The organism is Pseudomonas sp. G11 (assembly GCF_029457515.1).
Lineage (GTDB): Bacteria > Pseudomonadota > Gammaproteobacteria > Pseudomonadales > Pseudomonadaceae > Aquipseudomonas > Aquipseudomonas gorinensis.
This window is the reverse complement of the sequence record NZ_CP120377.1, coordinates 4,907,228-4,923,608: the sequence shown is the minus strand read 5'-3', so window position 1 is coordinate 4,923,608 and position 16,381 is coordinate 4,907,228. Positions and strand designations below refer to the sequence as shown.

The window sequence follows — 16,381 nt, the reverse complement described above, 5'->3', positions numbered from 1 at the left end:
GAGACACACCATGGAAAGTGCCTACGACTACGAAGCCCCGGTGATCCAGGGCTTGCTCGACACCGACTACTACACCTTCACCATGATGCAGGCGGTGTTGCACCAGCACCCCAACGTCGACGTCGAATACAACTTCATCGTGCGCTCCAGGGAAAAACTCGGTCACCTGATCCCAGAACTGCGTGCCGAGCTTGAAAAAATGGCCGGCCTGCAAATGCGCGAAGGCGAGCTGCGCTTCCTGTTCAACCCACGCTTTCGCGAATACCTGACCCCCGACTACGAACGCTTCCTCGGCCTGTTCCGCTTCAACCTGCGCTACATCCACGTCAGCGAAATCGACGGCCAGCTGAATATCCGCGTGGTCGGCCCGATGCTGCACTGCATCATGTTCGAGCAGCCGGTGCTGGCGCTGGTCAGTGAGTTGCGCAACCGCGACAAGTACCCGGACGTGACCCTGGAAGACGTCACCCGCAAGCTCTACCAGAAATTCGATTGGCTGGAGAAACACCTCAGCCGCGACGAGCTGGCCGACCTGCGCGTCTCTGACTTTTCCACCCGTCGGCGCCTGTCATTCAAGGCCCAGCGTGAAGTGGTGGACATCATGCGCCGCGACTTCCCCGGCCACTTCGTGGGCACCAGCAACGCGCACCTGGCCTACGAATTCGACCTGCCGCTGATTGGTACCATGGCTCACCAGTGGATGATGGTGCACCAGCAACTGGGGCGCTTGCGCGAAAGCCAGAACGCCGGCCTGGAAAACTGGGTACGTGAATACCGCGGCCGCCTGGGCATTGCCTTGACCGACACCATCAGCACCGACTTTTTCCTCAAGGACTTCGACCTGTACTTCGCCAAGTTGTATGACGGTTTGCGCCAGGACTCCGGCGATCCCATCGCCTGGGCCGACAAAGTCCTGGCCCGCTACAAAGCATTGGGCATCGACCCGATGACCAAGGACCTGATGTTCTCCGACGGCCTGAACTTCGAAAAATGCCTGCCGATCCTGCGTCACGTGCGTGGCAAGGCCAAGTTCGGTTTCGGCATGGGCACCAGCCTGGCGTGCGATGTGGAGGGCGTCGAGCCGCTGAGTATCGTCATGAAGCTGGTGCGGGTGCACGGCGAACCGGTGGTGAAATTCTCCGATGATCCGATCAAGAATGTCTGCGAAGACGCCTCGTTTTTGCAGTACGCGGCACAGGTGTTCAACGTGGGCAGGGTGGAGGTGTGACATGCAAGAACGTATCGCGCAGGAACTGAATATCGATCGGCAACTGGTCAAGGGCGGTGAAGCCAAGGAAATCCAACGGCGCATCGACTTCATCAAGACCACCTTGCGCCACTCAGGCTGCAAGGCCCTGGTACTGGGCATCAGCGGCGGCGTCGATTCGCTCACCGCCGGTCGCCTGTGCCAGTTGGCGGTGGAGCAACTGCGGGCTGAGGACTACGCCGCGCGTTTTATCGCCATGCGCTTGCCCTACAAGAGCCAGGCCGACGAACACGACGCCCAGGCCTCCCTGGACTTCATCGCTCCGGACCAGATCGACACCCTCGACATCGCCGCCAGCGTCGACGGCCTGATGGCCAGCCTGAGCGCCACTGAAGCCAGTGCGGAGCATGTCGACTTCATCAAAGGCAACGTCAAGGCCCGTACCCGCATGATCGCCCAGTACGCCGTGGCCAACCTGCACAACGGCCTGGTCGTCGGCACCGACCACGGCGCCGAGGCATTGATGGGCTTCTTCACCAAATTCGGCGACGGCGCCTGTGACCTGGCACCGCTGTCGGGCCTGACCAAGACCCAGGTGCGCCTGTTGGCCAGTGCCCTTGGGGCCCCGACGAACCTGGTGCAGAAGCAGCCCACTGCCGACCTGGAAGAACTCGTACCGGGCAAGCTGGATGAACATGCCTATGGCTGCACGTACGAAGAGATCGATGCCTACCTGATGGGCGAGCCGGTGAGTGAGCGGGTGAGGACGATTGTCGAAGGGGCGTACAGCAAGACAGCGCACAAACGCGCGCTGCCGATAGTTCCCGCTTGAACGGACGATCAAATGTTGATGTGCTCGCGAATATTCCAGCCGAACCGGATCGGCCCGCCATCGGCTTTCTGCGGCGGTACCTTTCCCATTCCCAGGATTGACTACAAGGCGCTGAGACCAGATCGGGAAGTGCCTGTCTTAAAAAAGGAAACCTTCCTACATTCTTGACGGATATTGATTCTTTACGCTCTGCGCTCTTGTGAGTTCAGGAGCAAAGGAATGGCTAGCAGCGTATTGAAGGACGGTTTCCCCTGGGCCCACCTCACCCCCCGTGAACGGGTAGAAAGCCGCAGGGTTCGACGCTTCAACGAACCATTAAACGATGTTCTGGGCGGGATTTCGGGGCTGGCTGGAAGTTATCAACATGGTCACGTTGGAAATGCCACGACGATAATAGTTGTGGGCTGGTACGAGGAGATTTCAGAGTGAATGAGTCACCTCTCCGTCTTCTCCGCCGTAACTTTCCAGTGTTCATGAGCACGATATTCATGGCTATCTTCTCAACCGCTATGGTGACCGTGCTGGTTGATGATCACTATTTGCGCAAGCTCGAGCCGTCACTGAGAACCGAATTGATGGGGTGGGGGCTTCTGTCGCTGACGTTTTTCTTCGGGTTTTCCAATTTCATGATTGTGCGTGGCTTCAACTGGGCAGTTGGACTCCTGGCGGGCTATTTCGCTTTCTGCCTGATGCTGGTCATACCAACGATTCAATACCGCCCGCATACCGTGGCGTTTTCTCTGGGCGTTGTATTTCCACTCCTGGGATTGCTTCTGCTCAATACCGAACGCCACCGGGAAATGCGGCAAAAATTATTTGAAATCCGCATTCAACGAAATACCGCGAGAGCGATCTACAAAAATTACTGCAATAAACTCAAGGCCAGGGCGGGCAGGGAAGGGTAACGGCGGCTCCCACGTCAACAACGTGGGAGCGCAAGCTATACCCGCCTACCGCTCAATCGACCGACTCCACCGCGCATTCCACTCCGGCCGCGCCTGGTTCACCTGGTCCCAATCAATCGAAATCGCCGTCTGCAAATACCCCTGCATCGCCTCTACCCGCGCGCGGGTCTTGTCGGTGGTCGGGGTGGTCGGGTTCGACGGGATCTGGTCGCCTTCCTCCAGCGCCGGGGCCTGGGCCTCGGCGGTCAGCAAAAAGGCGGCGAGTTTCTGTGCCAGTTCCGGTTGGTCATTACGCGCGATCACGCACTCGGCCACGTTCAGCACCACGGCGCCTTCCTTGGGTTGCGCGTATTCCATTGGCACACCGAGCAGTTTCTGGGTGGCCACCTGGGTTGGGGTGAGGGGGAAGATCGCCGCTTCGTCGGTTTGCACCATCTCGGAGATTTTCGCGGAGCTGGCGATATATTCCAGCACGTTGGGGCCGACGGTTTTTGGCCAGGCCTTGAAGCCGGGCTCCACGTTGGTTTCGTCGCCGCCCTGGAGGCGGTTGAACATGAGGAAACCGTGCAGGCCGAAAGTGGAAGAGGCCACGGACTGGAACACCACTTTGTCCTTGAAGCGCGGGTCGGCCAGGTCCATCCATGAGGTGGGGGCGGCCCAGCCTTTTTCCTTGAACATCCTGGCGTTGTAGCCCAGGCCGGTGACGCCCAACGTCACGGCCACGGCCTGGTCCTTGATCTTCGCCTTGGCCGGGATCTGTTCCAGGGTCGGGCTGGCTGCCAGTTTGTCGCACAAGCCCATGGAGATGGCGCGGTACATGATGCCGTCGTCGAGGAACATCACGTGCATCTGCGGGTTGTCTTTGTTGGCCTGGACCTTGGCGAGGATGTCCGACGACGTGCCGGGTACGATCACCACCTTGACGTTGTTGGCCTTCTCGAACGCAGGCAGCACCTTGTCGGCGTACACCCGTTCCATGGTGCCGCCGTTCATGCCCAGGTACAGCGTCGGCGCGGCATGGGCGGTGGAGGCGAGCAGAGCGAGGGACAAGCAGGACAGCGCAATACGAGTGTTCATGGATGTTTTTCCTCTCAGGCTTGGAAACGACGGATGGAAAACGCTTCGATGGGTTGGCGGCTGGCCCCGTCGCAGACGATCTCTGCCAGGGCTTCACCGACCGCTGGGCCCAGCTGGAACCCGGCGCCGGCAAAGCCGAAACCGTGGAGCAGGCCAGGTTGGGTGCTGCTGGGGCCGATCACCGGCTCGTGATCGGGTAGGTAACCTTCGGTGCCGCTCCAGGTGCGAATCGCCTGGGCGCCCTTGAGGAACGGGTACAGCTCGGCGGCATTGCGCAGGATTTCCAGCACTGCCGCTTGCCCGGGGCGCGCCTGCCGGGGGCCAAGGGCAAAGCCGCGCCCGCCGCCAAGGATGCAATTGCCGCGGGCCACCTGGCGTGCATAAATCCCACCGCCTTCGACACCGGTGCTCACGTTCATCACCACCGGCAGCGGTTCGGTGACCAACATGGCCGGGTGCGCCGAAATGATCGGCACCGGCTCGCCAAATTGCGCGGCGAGGGTGCCGGCCCAGGCGCCGGCGCAGTTCAATAACCAGGGGGCTTGCAGGTGCAGGCCGTTGGCGCAGTGTACGCGGAAATGGCGGCCGTCATGTTCGATGCGGATCACCTCGGCCTGCTCGTATACCGATGCGCCCAGGCGTTGCGCCGCACGGGCGAAGGCGGGGGACACCAGTCGCGGGTTGGCGTGCCCGTCCTCAGGGCACAGTGAAGCCCCCACTGCGATATCGCCGACCCAAGGGAAGCGTGCGCGCAGTTCGGCGTGATCGAGCAGCTGCAAGCCCAGGCCAAAACCTCGGGTTTGCTCGGCATAGGCCTGCAACGCGGCGAAATCCGCATGGCTGCGCGCCAGTTTCAGATGCCCGGAGCGCACGTATTCGCCCTCGATACCGATCAACCCCGGCAGGTCGGCCCACAGCTGGTGGGCGCGCTGCGACAGCGGCAACTGATGCAACGGCCGACCCTGGCGCCTGACGCCGCCGTAATTCACGCCACTGGAATGCGAGCCACAAAAGTCCCGCTCTACCAGGGCCACGCGCTGGCCTTTGTGCGCCAGCATCAAGGCCGCCGAAGCCCCGACGATCCCGCCGCCCAATACGATGACGTCGATCATGGCTGCACCTGCACGCCAAACGGCAGCGGCTTGATCGGTGCCTGGCCACGCAAGCGGCCGACGTGTTCAATCCCGCGGCCACTGCGCTCAGCGACGATCTCGGCTGCCGCCAGCCCGCACATGCGGCCCTGGCAGCGGCCCATGCCAACCCGGCAATGGGCTTTGACCCGGTTGATCTCCCAGTGGCCTTCATCCACCACGGCGCGTACATCGCCGACGCTGACTTCTTCACAGCGGCACACAATCAATTCATCCGGTGCCTGCGCCGCCCAGTCTTCAGGGAAGGGGAACGCAGTCTCCAACCCCTGGCGAAAGCGTTGGATGCCTGCCAATTGCTGCTCCAGCACAGCGGGGCGGCGATGATCGATCGCCACGCCTGCGTCTTCCAACACCGCCAACGCCGCCCGCTCGCCCGCCAGCTGTGCGGCATCCGCGCCCATGATCCCGGCACCGTCGCCTGCCAGGTACACGCCTGCGAGGCTGCTGCGCCCAGCGTTGTCCCGGCGCGGCAACCAGGCACGGTTCAAGGCATTCCATTCAAATTCACAGCCGAGCAGATCCGCCAGTTGGGTTTCGCTGCGCAGGGCGTGGGCGAAGGCCACGGCGTCACAGGCCAAATCTTGCCTATCCCAACGAATACCGCTGACCCGCTGTTCGCCCTCGATCTGCTGGAGCGTCACGCCCTGATGCACGGGAACCCCGTGGGCGCTCAGCCAGGCGCGGTAATACAAGCCCTTGGCCAACGTCGCCGGTTGACCGAGCAGCGCCGGCAACGCACGGCATTGCGCACTGAACGGCGCGCTGTCGAGCACCGCCACCACCTTGGCCCCGGCCTTGGCGTATTGATAAGCCACTAAATACAGCAATGGCCCGCTGCCACAAAACGCCACCCGTTCGCCGATGGCGCAGCCCTGGTACTTCAAGGCGATTTGCGCGGCGCCCAGGCTGTAGACGCCGGGCAAGGTCCAGCCCGAAACAGGCAGGATGCGGTCGGTGGCGCCGGTCGCGACGATGATCCGCGAATACTCGAGGCTCTCGGCACGGCCGCTCTTGAGCGTGTCCAGGCGACCGTCCTCGGCATTCCACACCAGGGTTTCGGGCCGATAGTCGATCAAACCGGCCAACTCATCCATCGTGCGGTGCACGGCGTCTGCCTTGCGCGCGTCAAAACCGTAGACCTGCTTGGCTGAGCGTTGGAAACCCGCTGGTTGGCGCCGATAGATCTGCCCGCCACCGCGCAGGCTTTCATCGATCAGGCAAGGTTTGACGCCGTGGTCGAGCAGGGTGCGCGCCGCGCTGATCCCCGCCGGGCCTGCGCCCACAATCACCACCGGCTTCATAGCTGGCGCCCCGGATCACGGCTGATCACCTGGCCTTCTTCCAGCAACGTCGAGCAGGCGCGTACCCGCCGCCCATCCTCCAGGCGCACCCAGCAGTCCTGGCAGGCGCCCATCAGGCAAAACCCGGCGCGGCGCTCGGCGCTGAAATCGCTGCCGCGCAGGTGCTCGGCACAGGTCAGCACGGCGGTCAGCAGGGTGTCGCCGCGCAGGCCGGTGGCCGGTTGCCCGTCGAGGGTGAAGGCAACGGCAGGGCGCGCGGTCTCGGCCAATCGTTTGAACAGAGCCATCAATGTTTCCCCACCAGCACGCGGTCCAGGCCGTAGACCCGGTCGAGCAGAATCATGGTCGCCGCCGTCAGCGCAATCACCAGCGCCGACACCGCCGCCATCATCGGGTCGATGGACTCGGTGGCGTACACATACATGCGCACCGGCAGGGTTTGCGTGGCTGGCGAGCTGACAAAGATCGACAAGGTCACCTCATCGAAACTGTTGATGAAGGCCAGCAACCAGCCACCGGCCACGCCGGGCAAAATCATCGGCAACGTCACCCTGAGAAACAGCGTGATGCGCCCGGCGCCGAGGGACTCGGCGGCCTGCTCGGCGCTGCGATCCATGCCGACCGCCGCCGCCAATACCAGGCGCAGCACATAGGGCGTGATGATCACCACGTGCGCCAACATCAGCCAGGTGAAGCTGCCATTCACCCCCATCAGCGCAAACAGGCGCAGCATCGCCACCCCCAGTACCAGGTGCGGGATGATGATCGGTGACAGGAACAAGGTGCTGAAGAAGTTGCGCCCCGGGAACTGATAGCGACTGATCGCCAACGCTGCCGGCACCGCGATCAGTGTCGCCAAGGTCGCGGCGGTAAACGCCAGGATCAGGCTGTTATAGAACGCCTGGATAAAGTCGGCCCGCTCGAACACGGCGCGAAACCAGCGCAGTGAGAAACCCGAGGTGGGCAGGCTCAAGGTGTTTTCCGGGGTGAAAGCCACCAGGCACACCACCACCAGCGGCGCCATCATGAACAGCACCACCAAACCGTGGAAACCGAGGGCCAAAGGACCGTTTCTGGACATGCGCTTAAACCCCCAGGGACTTTTTGTAGCGGCCTTCGACCATGCGGTTCCAGCTCAGCATGATCAGCAGATTGACCAGCAACAGCACCACCGCGATGGTCGCGCCCATGGGCCAGTTGAGTTCCGAGAGGTACTGGTCGTACACCACGGTGGCGACCATTTTCAGGCGGCGTCCGCCGAGCAGGCCGGGGATCGCAAAGGAGCTGGCGGCCAGGCCGAACACAATCAAGGTGCCGGACAGCACGCCGGGCATGACCTGTGGCAACACGATCTTGCGCATCACCGTGGCCTGGCTTGCGCCCAGCGACAACGCCGCCTGTTCGGCCGAGGGGTCGAGCTTTTGCAGCGAGGTCCACACCGGAATGATCATGAACGGCAGCATCACGTGCACCAGCGCAATGATCACCGCGAACGGCGTGTACAACAGCTTCACCGGGCGCCCGCCCAGCGCCTGGATCATCTGGTTCACCAGCCCGTCGGCACCGAGCAGCAGGCTCCAGCCGAACGCCCGCACCACCACCGAAATCAACAGCGGCGTGAGGATCAAAATCAGGAAGATCGAGCGCCACGGTGTGCCCATGCGGCTGAGGATGTAGGCCTCGGGCACGCCAATCACCACGCACAGCAAGGTCACCAACGCGCTGATCCAGAAGGTGCGCCAGAAGATCTCGTAGAAGTACGCATCGCTGAACAACGACAGGTAATGGGCCAAGGTCCATTCATCCGCCTTTACACCCACCTGATAGTCGAACACGTTGAACGACAGCACCAGCGTCAGGCCCAACGGCAGGATCAGCAGCCCGGCGAACAGCACCAGCGCCGGCAGCGAGAGCCAATAACCCCGACTCATGCGTGCACCTCATCCGTCGCCAATACCCGCAGCAGGTCGGCCTGCCAATCCAGGCCGACCGTTGCGCCATGGTCCAACGGCGCGCTGCCGTCGTTGCTGCGCACCACGGTGATTTCGCCCAGCGCGGTCTGGAGGCGGTACAGCCACTGGCTGCCGAAGAAGTAGCGGTTGACGACCTGGCCTTGCAGGCGGCCGGTGCCGGCGTCCACCAGCTGGATTTTTTCCGGGCGCAGGCTCAACACCAACTCGCCGTCGCCCTTGGCGTGGCGGACCTGCGCAGTGCCGAGCTCGTCATAGTCGCCGGGCAGCAGGTTGGCCTTGCCGACGAAGTCCGAGATAAACCGCGTGCGGGGGTGTTCGTACAGGGTGTACGGCACATCGATCTGGGTCACGCGCCCGGCTTGCATCACCACCACACGATCGCTGATGGACAGCGCCTCGGCCTGGTCGTGAGTGACCATCAAGGTGGTGATGCCCACCGCGCACTGGATACGGCGGATTTCAAACTGCATCTCTTCGCGCAGGTTGGCGTCGAGGTTGGACAGCGGCTCATCCAGCAGCAACACCGGCGGCTCGATCACCAGGGCGCGCGCCAGGGCCACGCGTTGGCGCTGGCCGCCGGATAACTCCCGTGGGTAACGGTCGGCGTGGGGGGCCAGGCGCACCAGCTCCAGCACGGTCTTGACCTTGGCGGCGATCTCGCTGCCCGGCACCTTGCGCATCTTCAGGCCGAAGGCGACGTTGTCGCGCACGCTCATGTGCGGGAACAGCGCGTAGCTCTGGAACACCACGCCCAGGCCACGGCTGGCGGGCTTGGCATGGGTGATGTCGCGGCCGTCGAGCAGGATCTGGCCGCCGCTCACCTCGACGAAGCCGGCGATCATTTGCAAGGTAGTGGTCTTGCCGCAGCCCGAGGGGCCGAGCAGGGAAACGAACTCGCCTTTTTCCACCGCCAAGTCAGTGGCGACCACCGCGTCGACGGCGCCGTAGCGTTTGCTCAAGGCGTTGAGTTGGAGAAATGCCATGTCTGCGTTCCACCTTTTTTTCAGTCGCGTCGAAACGCGCTTTTTTTGTTTTGGGCAGATGCGAAAAGAGTGTTGCGGGTGCGTTGGCGCTCGATCTCAAGTCGGCTGCCGGTTGTTGTTCATTTCGCCCCTGTGGACGCAGATTAGGACGAAGACTAGGATGGGCGGAAGATGGAATTTCACTGGGTGAGCAATTATTTTAAGATTTATTCACTGAACAGAATTACTCATGAGATAGCGCGTTATGGATTCCACTGAGCGGAATAACAACAGTAAGGAAGTGGGGGCGGGCGGGGTGTCCCGTCTGTTCGCGTTGCTGCGTACCCTGGGTGAGGTGCCGGAAGGTGGTGAGCGCGTCACCCAACTCGCCCAACAGGTCGGCCTATCCCAGCCCACCACCCACCGCCTGCTGCGCAGCCTGATGGACGAAGGCATGGTCGAACAGGACGCGCGCAGCAAACGTTATCGCCTGAGCCTGGAGTTCTTCGCCTTGGCGGCGAACGCGGGCAAGACCGGCAACCTGCGCGACCTGGTGCGCCCGAGCATGCTGCGCTTGAGCGCGTCCTTGGGCGACTCATTGTTTTTGCTGGCGCGCAGCGGCTTTGACGCGATCTGCCTGGACCGCAGCGAGGGCCCGTACCCGATCCGCACCTTCACCGGCGACATCGGCGGGCGCGTGGCATTGGGCGTGGGGCAGGGCAGCCTGGCCATCCTGGCATTCCTGCCGGAAGAAGAGCGCGAGACGGTGATCCGCTACAACTTGCCACGGCTCAAGGATTTCCATCTGTATGACGAGGTGCTGTTGCGTTCGGAGGTGGAGAATGTGCGCAACCTGGGCTATGCGGCGCGCAACACCGGGGTGCTGGAAGGCATGGCGGGGCTGGCGGTACCGATCCTCAACCGGGACGGGCATGCGGTGGCGGCATTGAGCGTGGCGACCATCAGCGATCGCCTGGGGCCTAGCCGGTTGCCGATGGTGGTGGAGTTGTTGAAACGCGAAGCGGCGGCGATCGGTCCCAGGATCAACCCGTTTGACCCGACATTGCGCCGGCCTTCACAAACCTTCGGCGGTTAACTTATTCCCGGCAATGAAGATCCCATGTGGGAACCGCACTTCAGTGCCGAGCGGACTGTTGTGGCATGTGGGCTGTTATGGCAGACGGGCTAACTGTGGCAGACGGGCTAACTGTGGCGAGCGGGCTTGCCCCGCGTTGGGGCGCGAAGCGGCCCTGAAACCAGGCTCCCGGTTCTACCAGAAGGAATGCGGCGGCCTTATTGGGGCCGCTTCGCGCCCCAACGCGGGGCAAGCCCGCTCGCCACAGCCACAGGGGGGCCGCAGATTTGGCGGGACCTTCCACATCAGATTGCCGCTAACGCCACTGACGTCGCGGCGGTGCGGGTCTCCACTCCCAACTTCACATACACATGCTCCAGGTGCTTGTTCACCGTGCGCGGGCTCAACCCCAGGATATCGCCGATATCCCGGTTGGTCTTGCCGCACGCGACCCAGCGCAACACCTCCACCTCACGCTCGGTCAGTTGGAACCTGGCGGACAACAGCCGGTGCGCCGGCTCATCCTCCAGGGTCAACGCACTCGGTTGCGTCGCCGCCCGTGCAGACATCAGGATGCGTGAGGTGCGCAAGTGCGCCGCCACCCGCGCCAGTACTTCGTCGGTCTGGATCGGCTTGGTCACGTAGTCGCTGCCACCGACCTCGAAGCCTTGCACAACATGCTTGCTGTCGGTCAGCCCGGTCATGAACACCACCGGGATATCCGCGCTGGCCGGCATTGCCTTGAGCCGGCGGCAGGTTTCGAAACCGTCCAGGCCCGGCATCATCGCGTCCAGCAGGATCAGATCGGGGCGCCGGCGTTGCACGCGGTTCAGCGCGCTGAGGCCATCGAGGGCCACCAGCACCATGTAGCCGGCGTCGTCGAGGGCGTCGGAGAGCATCGCCAGGTTGTCCGGCGTGTCGTCGACGATCAGCACCACGCCAGGTTCAGTGCTGCGGGTGAGAGCATTCATCTTCGGCCTCCTTGAGGGTTCGGTTGAGTTCATCCAGGCGAAAACCCTTGAGCAGCCCGCGGACTTGAGTGATGAACGGCTCTACGTCGGGGCGCTGGGCAAGGATCGTGTCGAGTTTTTCGTGCAGGCCACGCACATAGCCAATGGCGCTGAGTTCGGCGAGTACCGCGAGGTCGTCGGCGCTGGGCAGCACGCTGGGTGGCGGCGGCGGGACCAGGCTCTTGGTGCGCCGTACCCACTGCAAGCCCAGGTGCTGTTGCAGGCACCCGAGCAGCTCCGGGGTACGCACTGGCTTGGCCAGGTAGTCGTTGCAGGCGGCGGCGATGCTGCGTTCGCGATCGTCGGTAAACGCGTTGGCCGAAATCACGATGATCGGCGCGGTGGACAGCGCATTGCGCCGGATCAGCCGGCTGGTCTCCCAGCCGTCCAGGGTCGGCATCGACAGGTCCATCAGGATCAGGTCCGGCGCCAGCAACGCCACCTGGCGAATGGCGTCCTGGCCGTTGCTCGCCTGGATCACCTCGAAGCCCAACGGCGTGAGCATGCCGCTGAGCACCTTGCGGTGGTCCACATGGTCATCCACCACCAGGATGCGTCGGCGCTCGCCTTGATAGCCGATGATGTCGTGTTCCACATGCACCACCGCTTGCGGCGCGCGCACTTGCGACAGGAACAGCCGCACCTGGAAGCAGGTGCCCTTGTCCAGCTCGCTGGTCACGCGCAATTCGCCGCCCATCAAGGCAGTGAGCATGCGCGTAATGGTCAGCCCCAGGCCCACGCCGTTGTCCTGGCGCATCAGGTCGCCGCGCTCGAACGGCTGGAAAATCCGCTCGATCTGCCCCGGATCAATACCGATACCGGTGTCGATGATTTCAAAATTGGCCGTCTCGCGCATGTAGCTGACCCGCAGGCACACTTCGCCGCTGTCGGTGAAATTCACCGCGTTGCCCAGCAGGTTGATCAGGATCTGGCGCACGCGTTTTTCATCGCCGCGCACCACCGCCGGGATCTTGCCCACGCAGTCCAGGCGAAAGCGCAGGCCCTTGTCCTGGGCCTGGGGGGTGAACATCTGCTCCAGGTCGTGGATCAGTTCGGGGAAGGGGATTTCCGTCAGCTCCAGGCGCAGCTTGCCGGCCTCGATCTTCGCCACATCGAGCAGGCCATCGATCAGCGACAGCAAGTGCGAGCCACTGCGCAGGATGGTCGCCAGCGCGTCCTGGTGCTGCTCGGGCATGGCGCTGTCACGCTGCAGGATCTGGGTGAAACCGAGGATGCTGTTGAGCGGCGTGCGCAGTTCGTGGGACAAGCCGGTGACGTAGCGGCTTTTGGCGGCGTTGGCCGCTTCCGAGGCTTCCTTGGCCTGTTGCAAGGCCTGGTCGGTGAGGCTGTGGGCGTCGATTTCCTGCATCAGCAACAGGGTCTGGCGGTCGGATTCCTGCTGGGCGACGCGGCGGCTTTCGCGGGTCAGCACCACCCACCAGGCGAGCACGGCGGCCAGCACCGAGAGGGTGAGGAACGCCTTGAAGAACGCCTGGTACAACGTCTCCGAATGCGGCAACCCTTGGGCGGCCTGCACGTAGATCAAGGCCAAGGCGCCGGCGAGCAGCAACACCAGGACCAACAGCAGCCCCAGGTAATGGGCCAGCCGCGTATGCAGGCGCGGCATCAGCGTGTTGGGCAGCAACCCGCGCAACACGCCTTCGAACTGGCTGACCAATCGCGCATGGGGTTTGCAGCGGTCGCCACAGCGCGCATCCAGCGAGCAACACAACGAGCAGATCGGCGTGCTGTAGGCCGGGCAGAACGCCATGTCGGCGGTCTCGAACGGGTTACTGCACAGCCCGCACACGGCATGGGTCGCCGGTGCAACCGGGTGAATCAAGCGCACGTCGCTGCTGCGCGCGATGTAGTACTTGCCCTTCGTCAGCCAGGCCAACAGGGGCGCCATGATCAATGCCGTGCCCAGCGCCACGAAGGGCGGCGCCGCCTGTGCCAGGGCGCCAAACAGGCCGAAGTGGGCGAGGATCGACAGCAGCGAGGCAATCAGCATCGAGCCGACGCCCACCGGGTTGATGTCGTACAGATGCGCGCGCTTGAACTCGATATGTTTGGGTGACAGCCCCAAGGGTTTATTGATCACCAGGTCGGCCACCAACGTGCCGATCCAGGCAATCGCAATATTGGCGTACAAGCCCAGCACCTGGTCGATCACATCGAACACGCCCAGCTCCATCAGCATCAGCGCGATCGCCACGTTGAACACCAGCCACACCACGCGCCCAGGGTGGCTGTGGGTCACGCGGGCGAAGAAATTCGACCAGGCCAGGGAGCCGGCGTAGGCGTTGGTCAGGTTGATCTTCATCTGTGAAATGAACACGAACAGCACCATTGCGCCGAGGGCCCATTCCGGCGAGCTGAACACATAGCGGAAGGCGACCAGGTACATCTGGGTCGGCTCGGCGGCGCGCTCCATGGGGATTTCATGTTGCAGGGCGAGAAAGGCCAGGAACGCCCCGCCAAACATCTTCAACGCGCCCGGGATAATCCAGCCGGGGCCGGAGCAGAGCAGGGCGGCCCACCAGCGCTTGCGGTTGGCCGCGGTTTTTTCCGGCAGGAAGCGCAGGTAGTCCACCTGTTCGCCGATCTGCGTCACCAGCGACAGCGCCACGGTACAGGCGGCGCAGAACGCCAACAGGTTGAAACCGCCGCCATCGCCGCTGCGCCCGACAAAACTGGTCCAGTCGCTGAAGGCATCGGGGTTTTTCCACCACACGAAGCCGTACGGCAGCACCAGCAACAGCAGCCACAACGGTTGCGTCCACAGTTGCAGGCGGCTGATCAGGGTCACGCCGTAGGCCACCAGCGGGATCACCAGCAACGAGCAGATCACATAGGCAAAGGCCAGCGGTATATGGAAATACAACTCCAGGGCCAGGGCCATGATCGCCGCTTCCAGGGCGAAGAACAGGAAGGTGAAGCTGGCGTAGATCAGGGAGGTGATGGTCGAGCCGATATAACCGAAGCCGGCTCCACGGGTCAGCAGGTCCATGTCCACGCCGTAGCGCGCCGCGTAGTAGCTGATGGGCAGGCCGGTCAGGAAGACCACCAGGCTGATGGCAAGGATCGCCCAGAAAGTGTTGGTGAAGCCGTAGCTCAGGGCCAATACACCACCGATGGCTTCCAATGCGAGGAACGACACCGCGCCCAGGGCGGTGTTGGCAATGCGCAGCTCCGACCATTTGCGAAAGGATTTGGGCGTGTAGCGCAGGGCATAGTCTTCCATGGTCTCGTCGGCGACCCAGGTGTTGTAGTCGCGGCGGATCTTGACGATGCGCTGGGTGCCGGGAGGGGATTGCACGGTGGGGAGGCTCCGCAGGGTGGACGAAGGGAGTGAGCAAGTTTCATGCCCTCGCGGGCGCTGCGAGTCAAATGTGGGAGGGGGCTTGCCCCCGATGAGGGAGTGTCAGTCACTTATTTGTTCGCTGACCCGGCGCTATCGGGGGCAAGCCCCCTCCCACATTGGTCAGCGGTGGCTGGGCGGATGCGATCCTGCCCTGCATTGGTGCGCAGTGGCATACGTCAAATGACGTATCCCGTTACGTCAGGCTGCGTATACCCGCGTGGGTCGGCTGCCGCCATGCTGGAGCCCTCATTGCAGAGGAGTCGCCCCATGGAACCACGATTGATCCGCTCCAAACCGCTGTTGGCCCTGTCATTGCTGGCGGCCGCGCTGTTCAGCCAGGGCGTGCTGGCCGATAACGAAGGCTTGGCCGTGACGCCTACCGAAGTCACTGTCGGCCAGTTGCACTCGGCCACCGGCACCATGGCGATTTCCGAGACTGGCTCGATCCAGGCCGAGCGCCTGGCCATCGAGCAGATCAACGCCTCGGGCGGGATTCTGGGACGGCAGATCAAAGTGATCCAGGAAGACGGCGCGTCCGACTGGCCGACCTTCGCTGAAAAAGCCAAGAAACTGCTGGTCAACGACAAGGTGGCTGCGGTGTTCGGTTGCTGGACCTCGGCCTCGCGTAAAGCGGTGCTGCCGATCTTCGAGAAAGAAAATGGCCTGCTCTACTACCCGACCTTCTACGAGGGCCTGGAACAGTCGAAAAACGTGATCTACACCGGGCAGGAAGCCACCCAGCAAATCCTCGCCAGCCTCGACTGGATCGCCAAGACCAAGGGCGCCAAAACGTTCTACCTGGTCGGCTCCGACTACATCTGGCCGCGCACGTCGATGAAGATCGCGCGCAAGCACATTGAAAATGTGCTGCACGGTACCGTGGTCGGCGAAGACTACTACCCGCTGGGCAACACCCAGTTCGGCTCGCTGATCAACAAGGTCAAGCTGAAAAAACCGGATGTGGTCTTTGCCGCGGTGGTGGGCGGTTCCAACGTGGCGTTCTACAAACAGCTCAACGCGGCGGGTGTGAACGCGTCCAAGCAAACCCTGCTGACCCTGTCGGTCACCGAAGACGAACTGCTCGGCATCGGCGGCGAAAACATGGCCGGCTTCTATGCCTCGATGAAGTACTTCCAGAGCCTGGACAACCCCAACAACAAAGCCTTCGTCGAAGCTTTCAAGGCCAAGTACGGCAAGGACGCGGTGATCGGCGACGTGACCCAGGCGGCCTACCTCGGCCCTTGGCTGTGGAAAGCGGCGGTGGAGAAGGCCGGCAGTTTCGACGTGGACAAAGTCGTCGCCGCCTCCCCGGGCATCGAGCTGAAAACCGCGCCGGAAGGCTACGTGAAGATCCACGAAAACCATCACCTGTGGAGCAAGTCGCGCATCGGTGAAGTGCAGCCGAACGGGCAGTTCAAGGTGATCTACGAATCGGATCTGATCGAGCCGAACCCGTTTCCAAAGGGTTACCAATAACCCTCAGGCATAAAGAGATCTAAATGTGGGAGGGGCGGTGCGACGATT

15 protein-coding genes are annotated in these 16,381 nt (G+C 62.8%); 6 read left to right on the top strand and 9 right to left on the bottom strand.

What is annotated here, in order from left to right:
• Positions 1 to 10 precede the first annotated feature (10 nt).
• The 4 genes from pncB to P2T68_RS22560 all read left to right on the top strand — a co-directional run bounded on the left by pncB (position 11) and on the right by P2T68_RS22560 (position 2,944).
• Positions 11 to 1,228 carry a nicotinate phosphoribosyltransferase gene (gene pncB, locus P2T68_RS22575; RefSeq protein ID WP_069075772.1) on the top strand — a complete coding sequence of 406 codons (1,218 nt, stop codon included), beginning with the start codon at positions 11 to 13 and terminating at the stop codon, positions 1,226 to 1,228.
• Between the two features lies 1 nt (position 1,229).
• Positions 1,230 to 2,039, top strand: a complete 810-nt coding sequence (gene nadE / locus P2T68_RS22570; protein WP_277378304.1) for an ammonia-dependent NAD(+) synthetase — start codon at positions 1,230 to 1,232, stop codon at positions 2,037 to 2,039.
• Between the two features lie 219 nt (positions 2,040 to 2,258).
• Positions 2,259 to 2,468 (top strand): hypothetical protein, encoded by a 210-nt coding sequence (locus tag P2T68_RS22565; protein WP_277378303.1) that lies wholly within the window; start codon positions 2,259 to 2,261, stop codon positions 2,466 to 2,468.
• A gap of 59 nt (positions 2,469 to 2,527) precedes the next feature.
• Positions 2,528 to 2,944: a hypothetical protein gene (locus P2T68_RS22560; protein ID WP_223817850.1), complete on the top strand. Its 417-nt coding sequence runs from the start codon at positions 2,528 to 2,530 to the stop codon at positions 2,942 to 2,944.
• A gap of 45 nt (positions 2,945 to 2,989) precedes the next feature.
• Here P2T68_RS22560 and P2T68_RS22555 read toward each other — a convergent pair whose 3' ends face one another.
• From P2T68_RS22555 to P2T68_RS22525, 7 genes are read right to left on the bottom strand one after another with little or no spacing between them, the layout of a single operon-like run.
• Positions 2,990 to 4,021, bottom strand: a complete 1,032-nt coding sequence (locus P2T68_RS22555) for an ABC transporter substrate-binding protein (protein WP_024074856.1) — start codon at positions 4,019 to 4,021, stop codon at positions 2,990 to 2,992.
• Positions 4,022 to 4,035: 14 nt separating this feature from the next.
• On the bottom strand, positions 4,036 to 5,133 hold the full coding sequence (locus P2T68_RS22550) for an FAD-dependent oxidoreductase (RefSeq protein ID WP_150054876.1): 1,098 nt from the start codon (positions 5,131 to 5,133) through the stop codon (positions 4,036 to 4,038).
• Entirely contained in the window at positions 5,130 to 6,473 is a 1,344-nt protein-coding gene (locus P2T68_RS22545) for an FAD/NAD(P)-binding oxidoreductase (RefSeq protein WP_277378301.1), read from the bottom strand. Before P2T68_RS22545 ends, P2T68_RS22550 begins: the two co-directional genes overlap by 4 nt.
• Entirely contained in the window at positions 6,470 to 6,760 is a 291-nt protein-coding gene (locus tag P2T68_RS22540) for a (2Fe-2S)-binding protein (RefSeq protein WP_024074859.1), read from the bottom strand. Before P2T68_RS22540 ends, P2T68_RS22545 begins: the two co-directional genes overlap by 4 nt.
• Positions 6,760 to 7,554: an ABC transporter permease gene (locus P2T68_RS22535; RefSeq protein WP_024074860.1), complete on the bottom strand. Its 795-nt coding sequence runs from the start codon at positions 7,552 to 7,554 to the stop codon at positions 6,760 to 6,762. The genes P2T68_RS22540 and P2T68_RS22535 overlap by 1 nt, the downstream gene beginning before the upstream one ends.
• 4 nt (positions 7,555 to 7,558) lie before the next feature.
• Positions 7,559 to 8,404: an ABC transporter permease gene (locus P2T68_RS22530; protein ID WP_069075768.1), complete on the bottom strand. Its 846-nt coding sequence runs from the start codon at positions 8,402 to 8,404 to the stop codon at positions 7,559 to 7,561.
• The gene (locus P2T68_RS22525; RefSeq protein ID WP_277378300.1) at positions 8,401 to 9,429 is read right to left on the bottom strand and encodes an ABC transporter ATP-binding protein; all 1,029 of its coding nucleotides are present in this window, start codon (positions 9,427 to 9,429) and stop codon (positions 8,401 to 8,403) included. The genes P2T68_RS22530 and P2T68_RS22525 overlap by 4 nt, the downstream gene beginning before the upstream one ends.
• Positions 9,430 to 9,673: 244 nt before the next feature.
• On the opposite strand from P2T68_RS22525, the gene P2T68_RS22520 reads away from it, so the two are divergent.
• Positions 9,674 to 10,504, top strand: coding sequence for an IclR family transcriptional regulator (locus tag P2T68_RS22520; RefSeq protein ID WP_069075767.1), 831 nt, complete (start codon positions 9,674 to 9,676; stop codon positions 10,502 to 10,504).
• 284 nt (positions 10,505 to 10,788) lie between these two features.
• Here the strand turns inward: P2T68_RS22520 and P2T68_RS22515 are convergent, their stop codons facing one another.
• A complete protein-coding gene (locus tag P2T68_RS22515; protein WP_024074864.1) occupies positions 10,789 to 11,454 on the bottom strand; it encodes a response regulator in 666 nt (221 codons plus the stop codon).
• Positions 11,429 to 14,812 carry an ATP-binding protein gene (locus P2T68_RS22510; protein WP_102625387.1) on the bottom strand — a complete coding sequence of 1,128 codons (3,384 nt, stop codon included), beginning with the start codon at positions 14,810 to 14,812 and terminating at the stop codon, positions 11,429 to 11,431. Before P2T68_RS22510 ends, P2T68_RS22515 begins: the two co-directional genes overlap by 26 nt.
• 312 nt (positions 14,813 to 15,124) lie before the next feature.
• Here P2T68_RS22510 and urtA point away from each other — a divergent pair, with 312 nt between their 5' ends.
• Complete coding sequence (gene urtA / locus P2T68_RS22505) at positions 15,125 to 16,333, top strand: urea ABC transporter substrate-binding protein (protein WP_024074866.1); 1,209 nt, start codon at positions 15,125 to 15,127, stop codon at positions 16,331 to 16,333.
• Positions 16,334 to 16,381 lie beyond the last annotated feature (48 nt).

What these genes read in the sequence shown, in the direction of transcription:
- pncB (WP_069075772.1), top strand. Translation starts at nt 11, where the DNA reads ATGGAAAGTGCCTACGACTACGAAGCCCCGGTGATCCAGGGCTTGCTC.
- P2T68_RS22545 (WP_277378301.1), bottom strand. Translation starts at nt 6,473, where the DNA reads ATGAAGCCGGTGGTGATTGTGGGCGCAGGCCCGGCGGGGATCAGCGCG.
- P2T68_RS22530 (WP_069075768.1), bottom strand. Translation starts at nt 8,404, where the DNA reads ATGAGTCGGGGTTATTGGCTCTCGCTGCCGGCGCTGGTGCTGTTCGCC.
- P2T68_RS22525 (WP_277378300.1), bottom strand. Translation starts at nt 9,429, where the DNA reads ATGGCATTTCTCCAACTCAACGCCTTGAGCAAACGCTACGGCGCCGTC.
- P2T68_RS22565 (WP_277378303.1), top strand. Translation starts at nt 2,259, where the DNA reads ATGGCTAGCAGCGTATTGAAGGACGGTTTCCCCTGGGCCCACCTCACC.
- P2T68_RS22520 (WP_069075767.1), top strand. Translation starts at nt 9,674, where the DNA reads ATGGATTCCACTGAGCGGAATAACAACAGTAAGGAAGTGGGGGCGGGC.
- P2T68_RS22540 (WP_024074859.1), bottom strand. Translation starts at nt 6,760, where the DNA reads ATGGCTCTGTTCAAACGATTGGCCGAGACCGCGCGCCCTGCCGTTGCC.
- nadE (WP_277378304.1), top strand. Translation starts at nt 1,230, where the DNA reads ATGCAAGAACGTATCGCGCAGGAACTGAATATCGATCGGCAACTGGTC.
- P2T68_RS22560 (WP_223817850.1), top strand. Translation starts at nt 2,528, where the DNA reads ATGGCTATCTTCTCAACCGCTATGGTGACCGTGCTGGTTGATGATCAC.
- P2T68_RS22535 (WP_024074860.1), bottom strand. Translation starts at nt 7,554, where the DNA reads ATGTCCAGAAACGGTCCTTTGGCCCTCGGTTTCCACGGTTTGGTGGTG.
- P2T68_RS22550 (WP_150054876.1), bottom strand. Translation starts at nt 5,133, where the DNA reads ATGATCGACGTCATCGTATTGGGCGGCGGGATCGTCGGGGCTTCGGCG.
- P2T68_RS22515 (WP_024074864.1), bottom strand. Translation starts at nt 11,454, where the DNA reads ATGAATGCTCTCACCCGCAGCACTGAACCTGGCGTGGTGCTGATCGTC.
- urtA (WP_024074866.1), top strand. Translation starts at nt 15,125, where the DNA reads ATGGAACCACGATTGATCCGCTCCAAACCGCTGTTGGCCCTGTCATTG.
- P2T68_RS22555 (WP_024074856.1), bottom strand. Translation starts at nt 4,021, where the DNA reads ATGAACACTCGTATTGCGCTGTCCTGCTTGTCCCTCGCTCTGCTCGCC.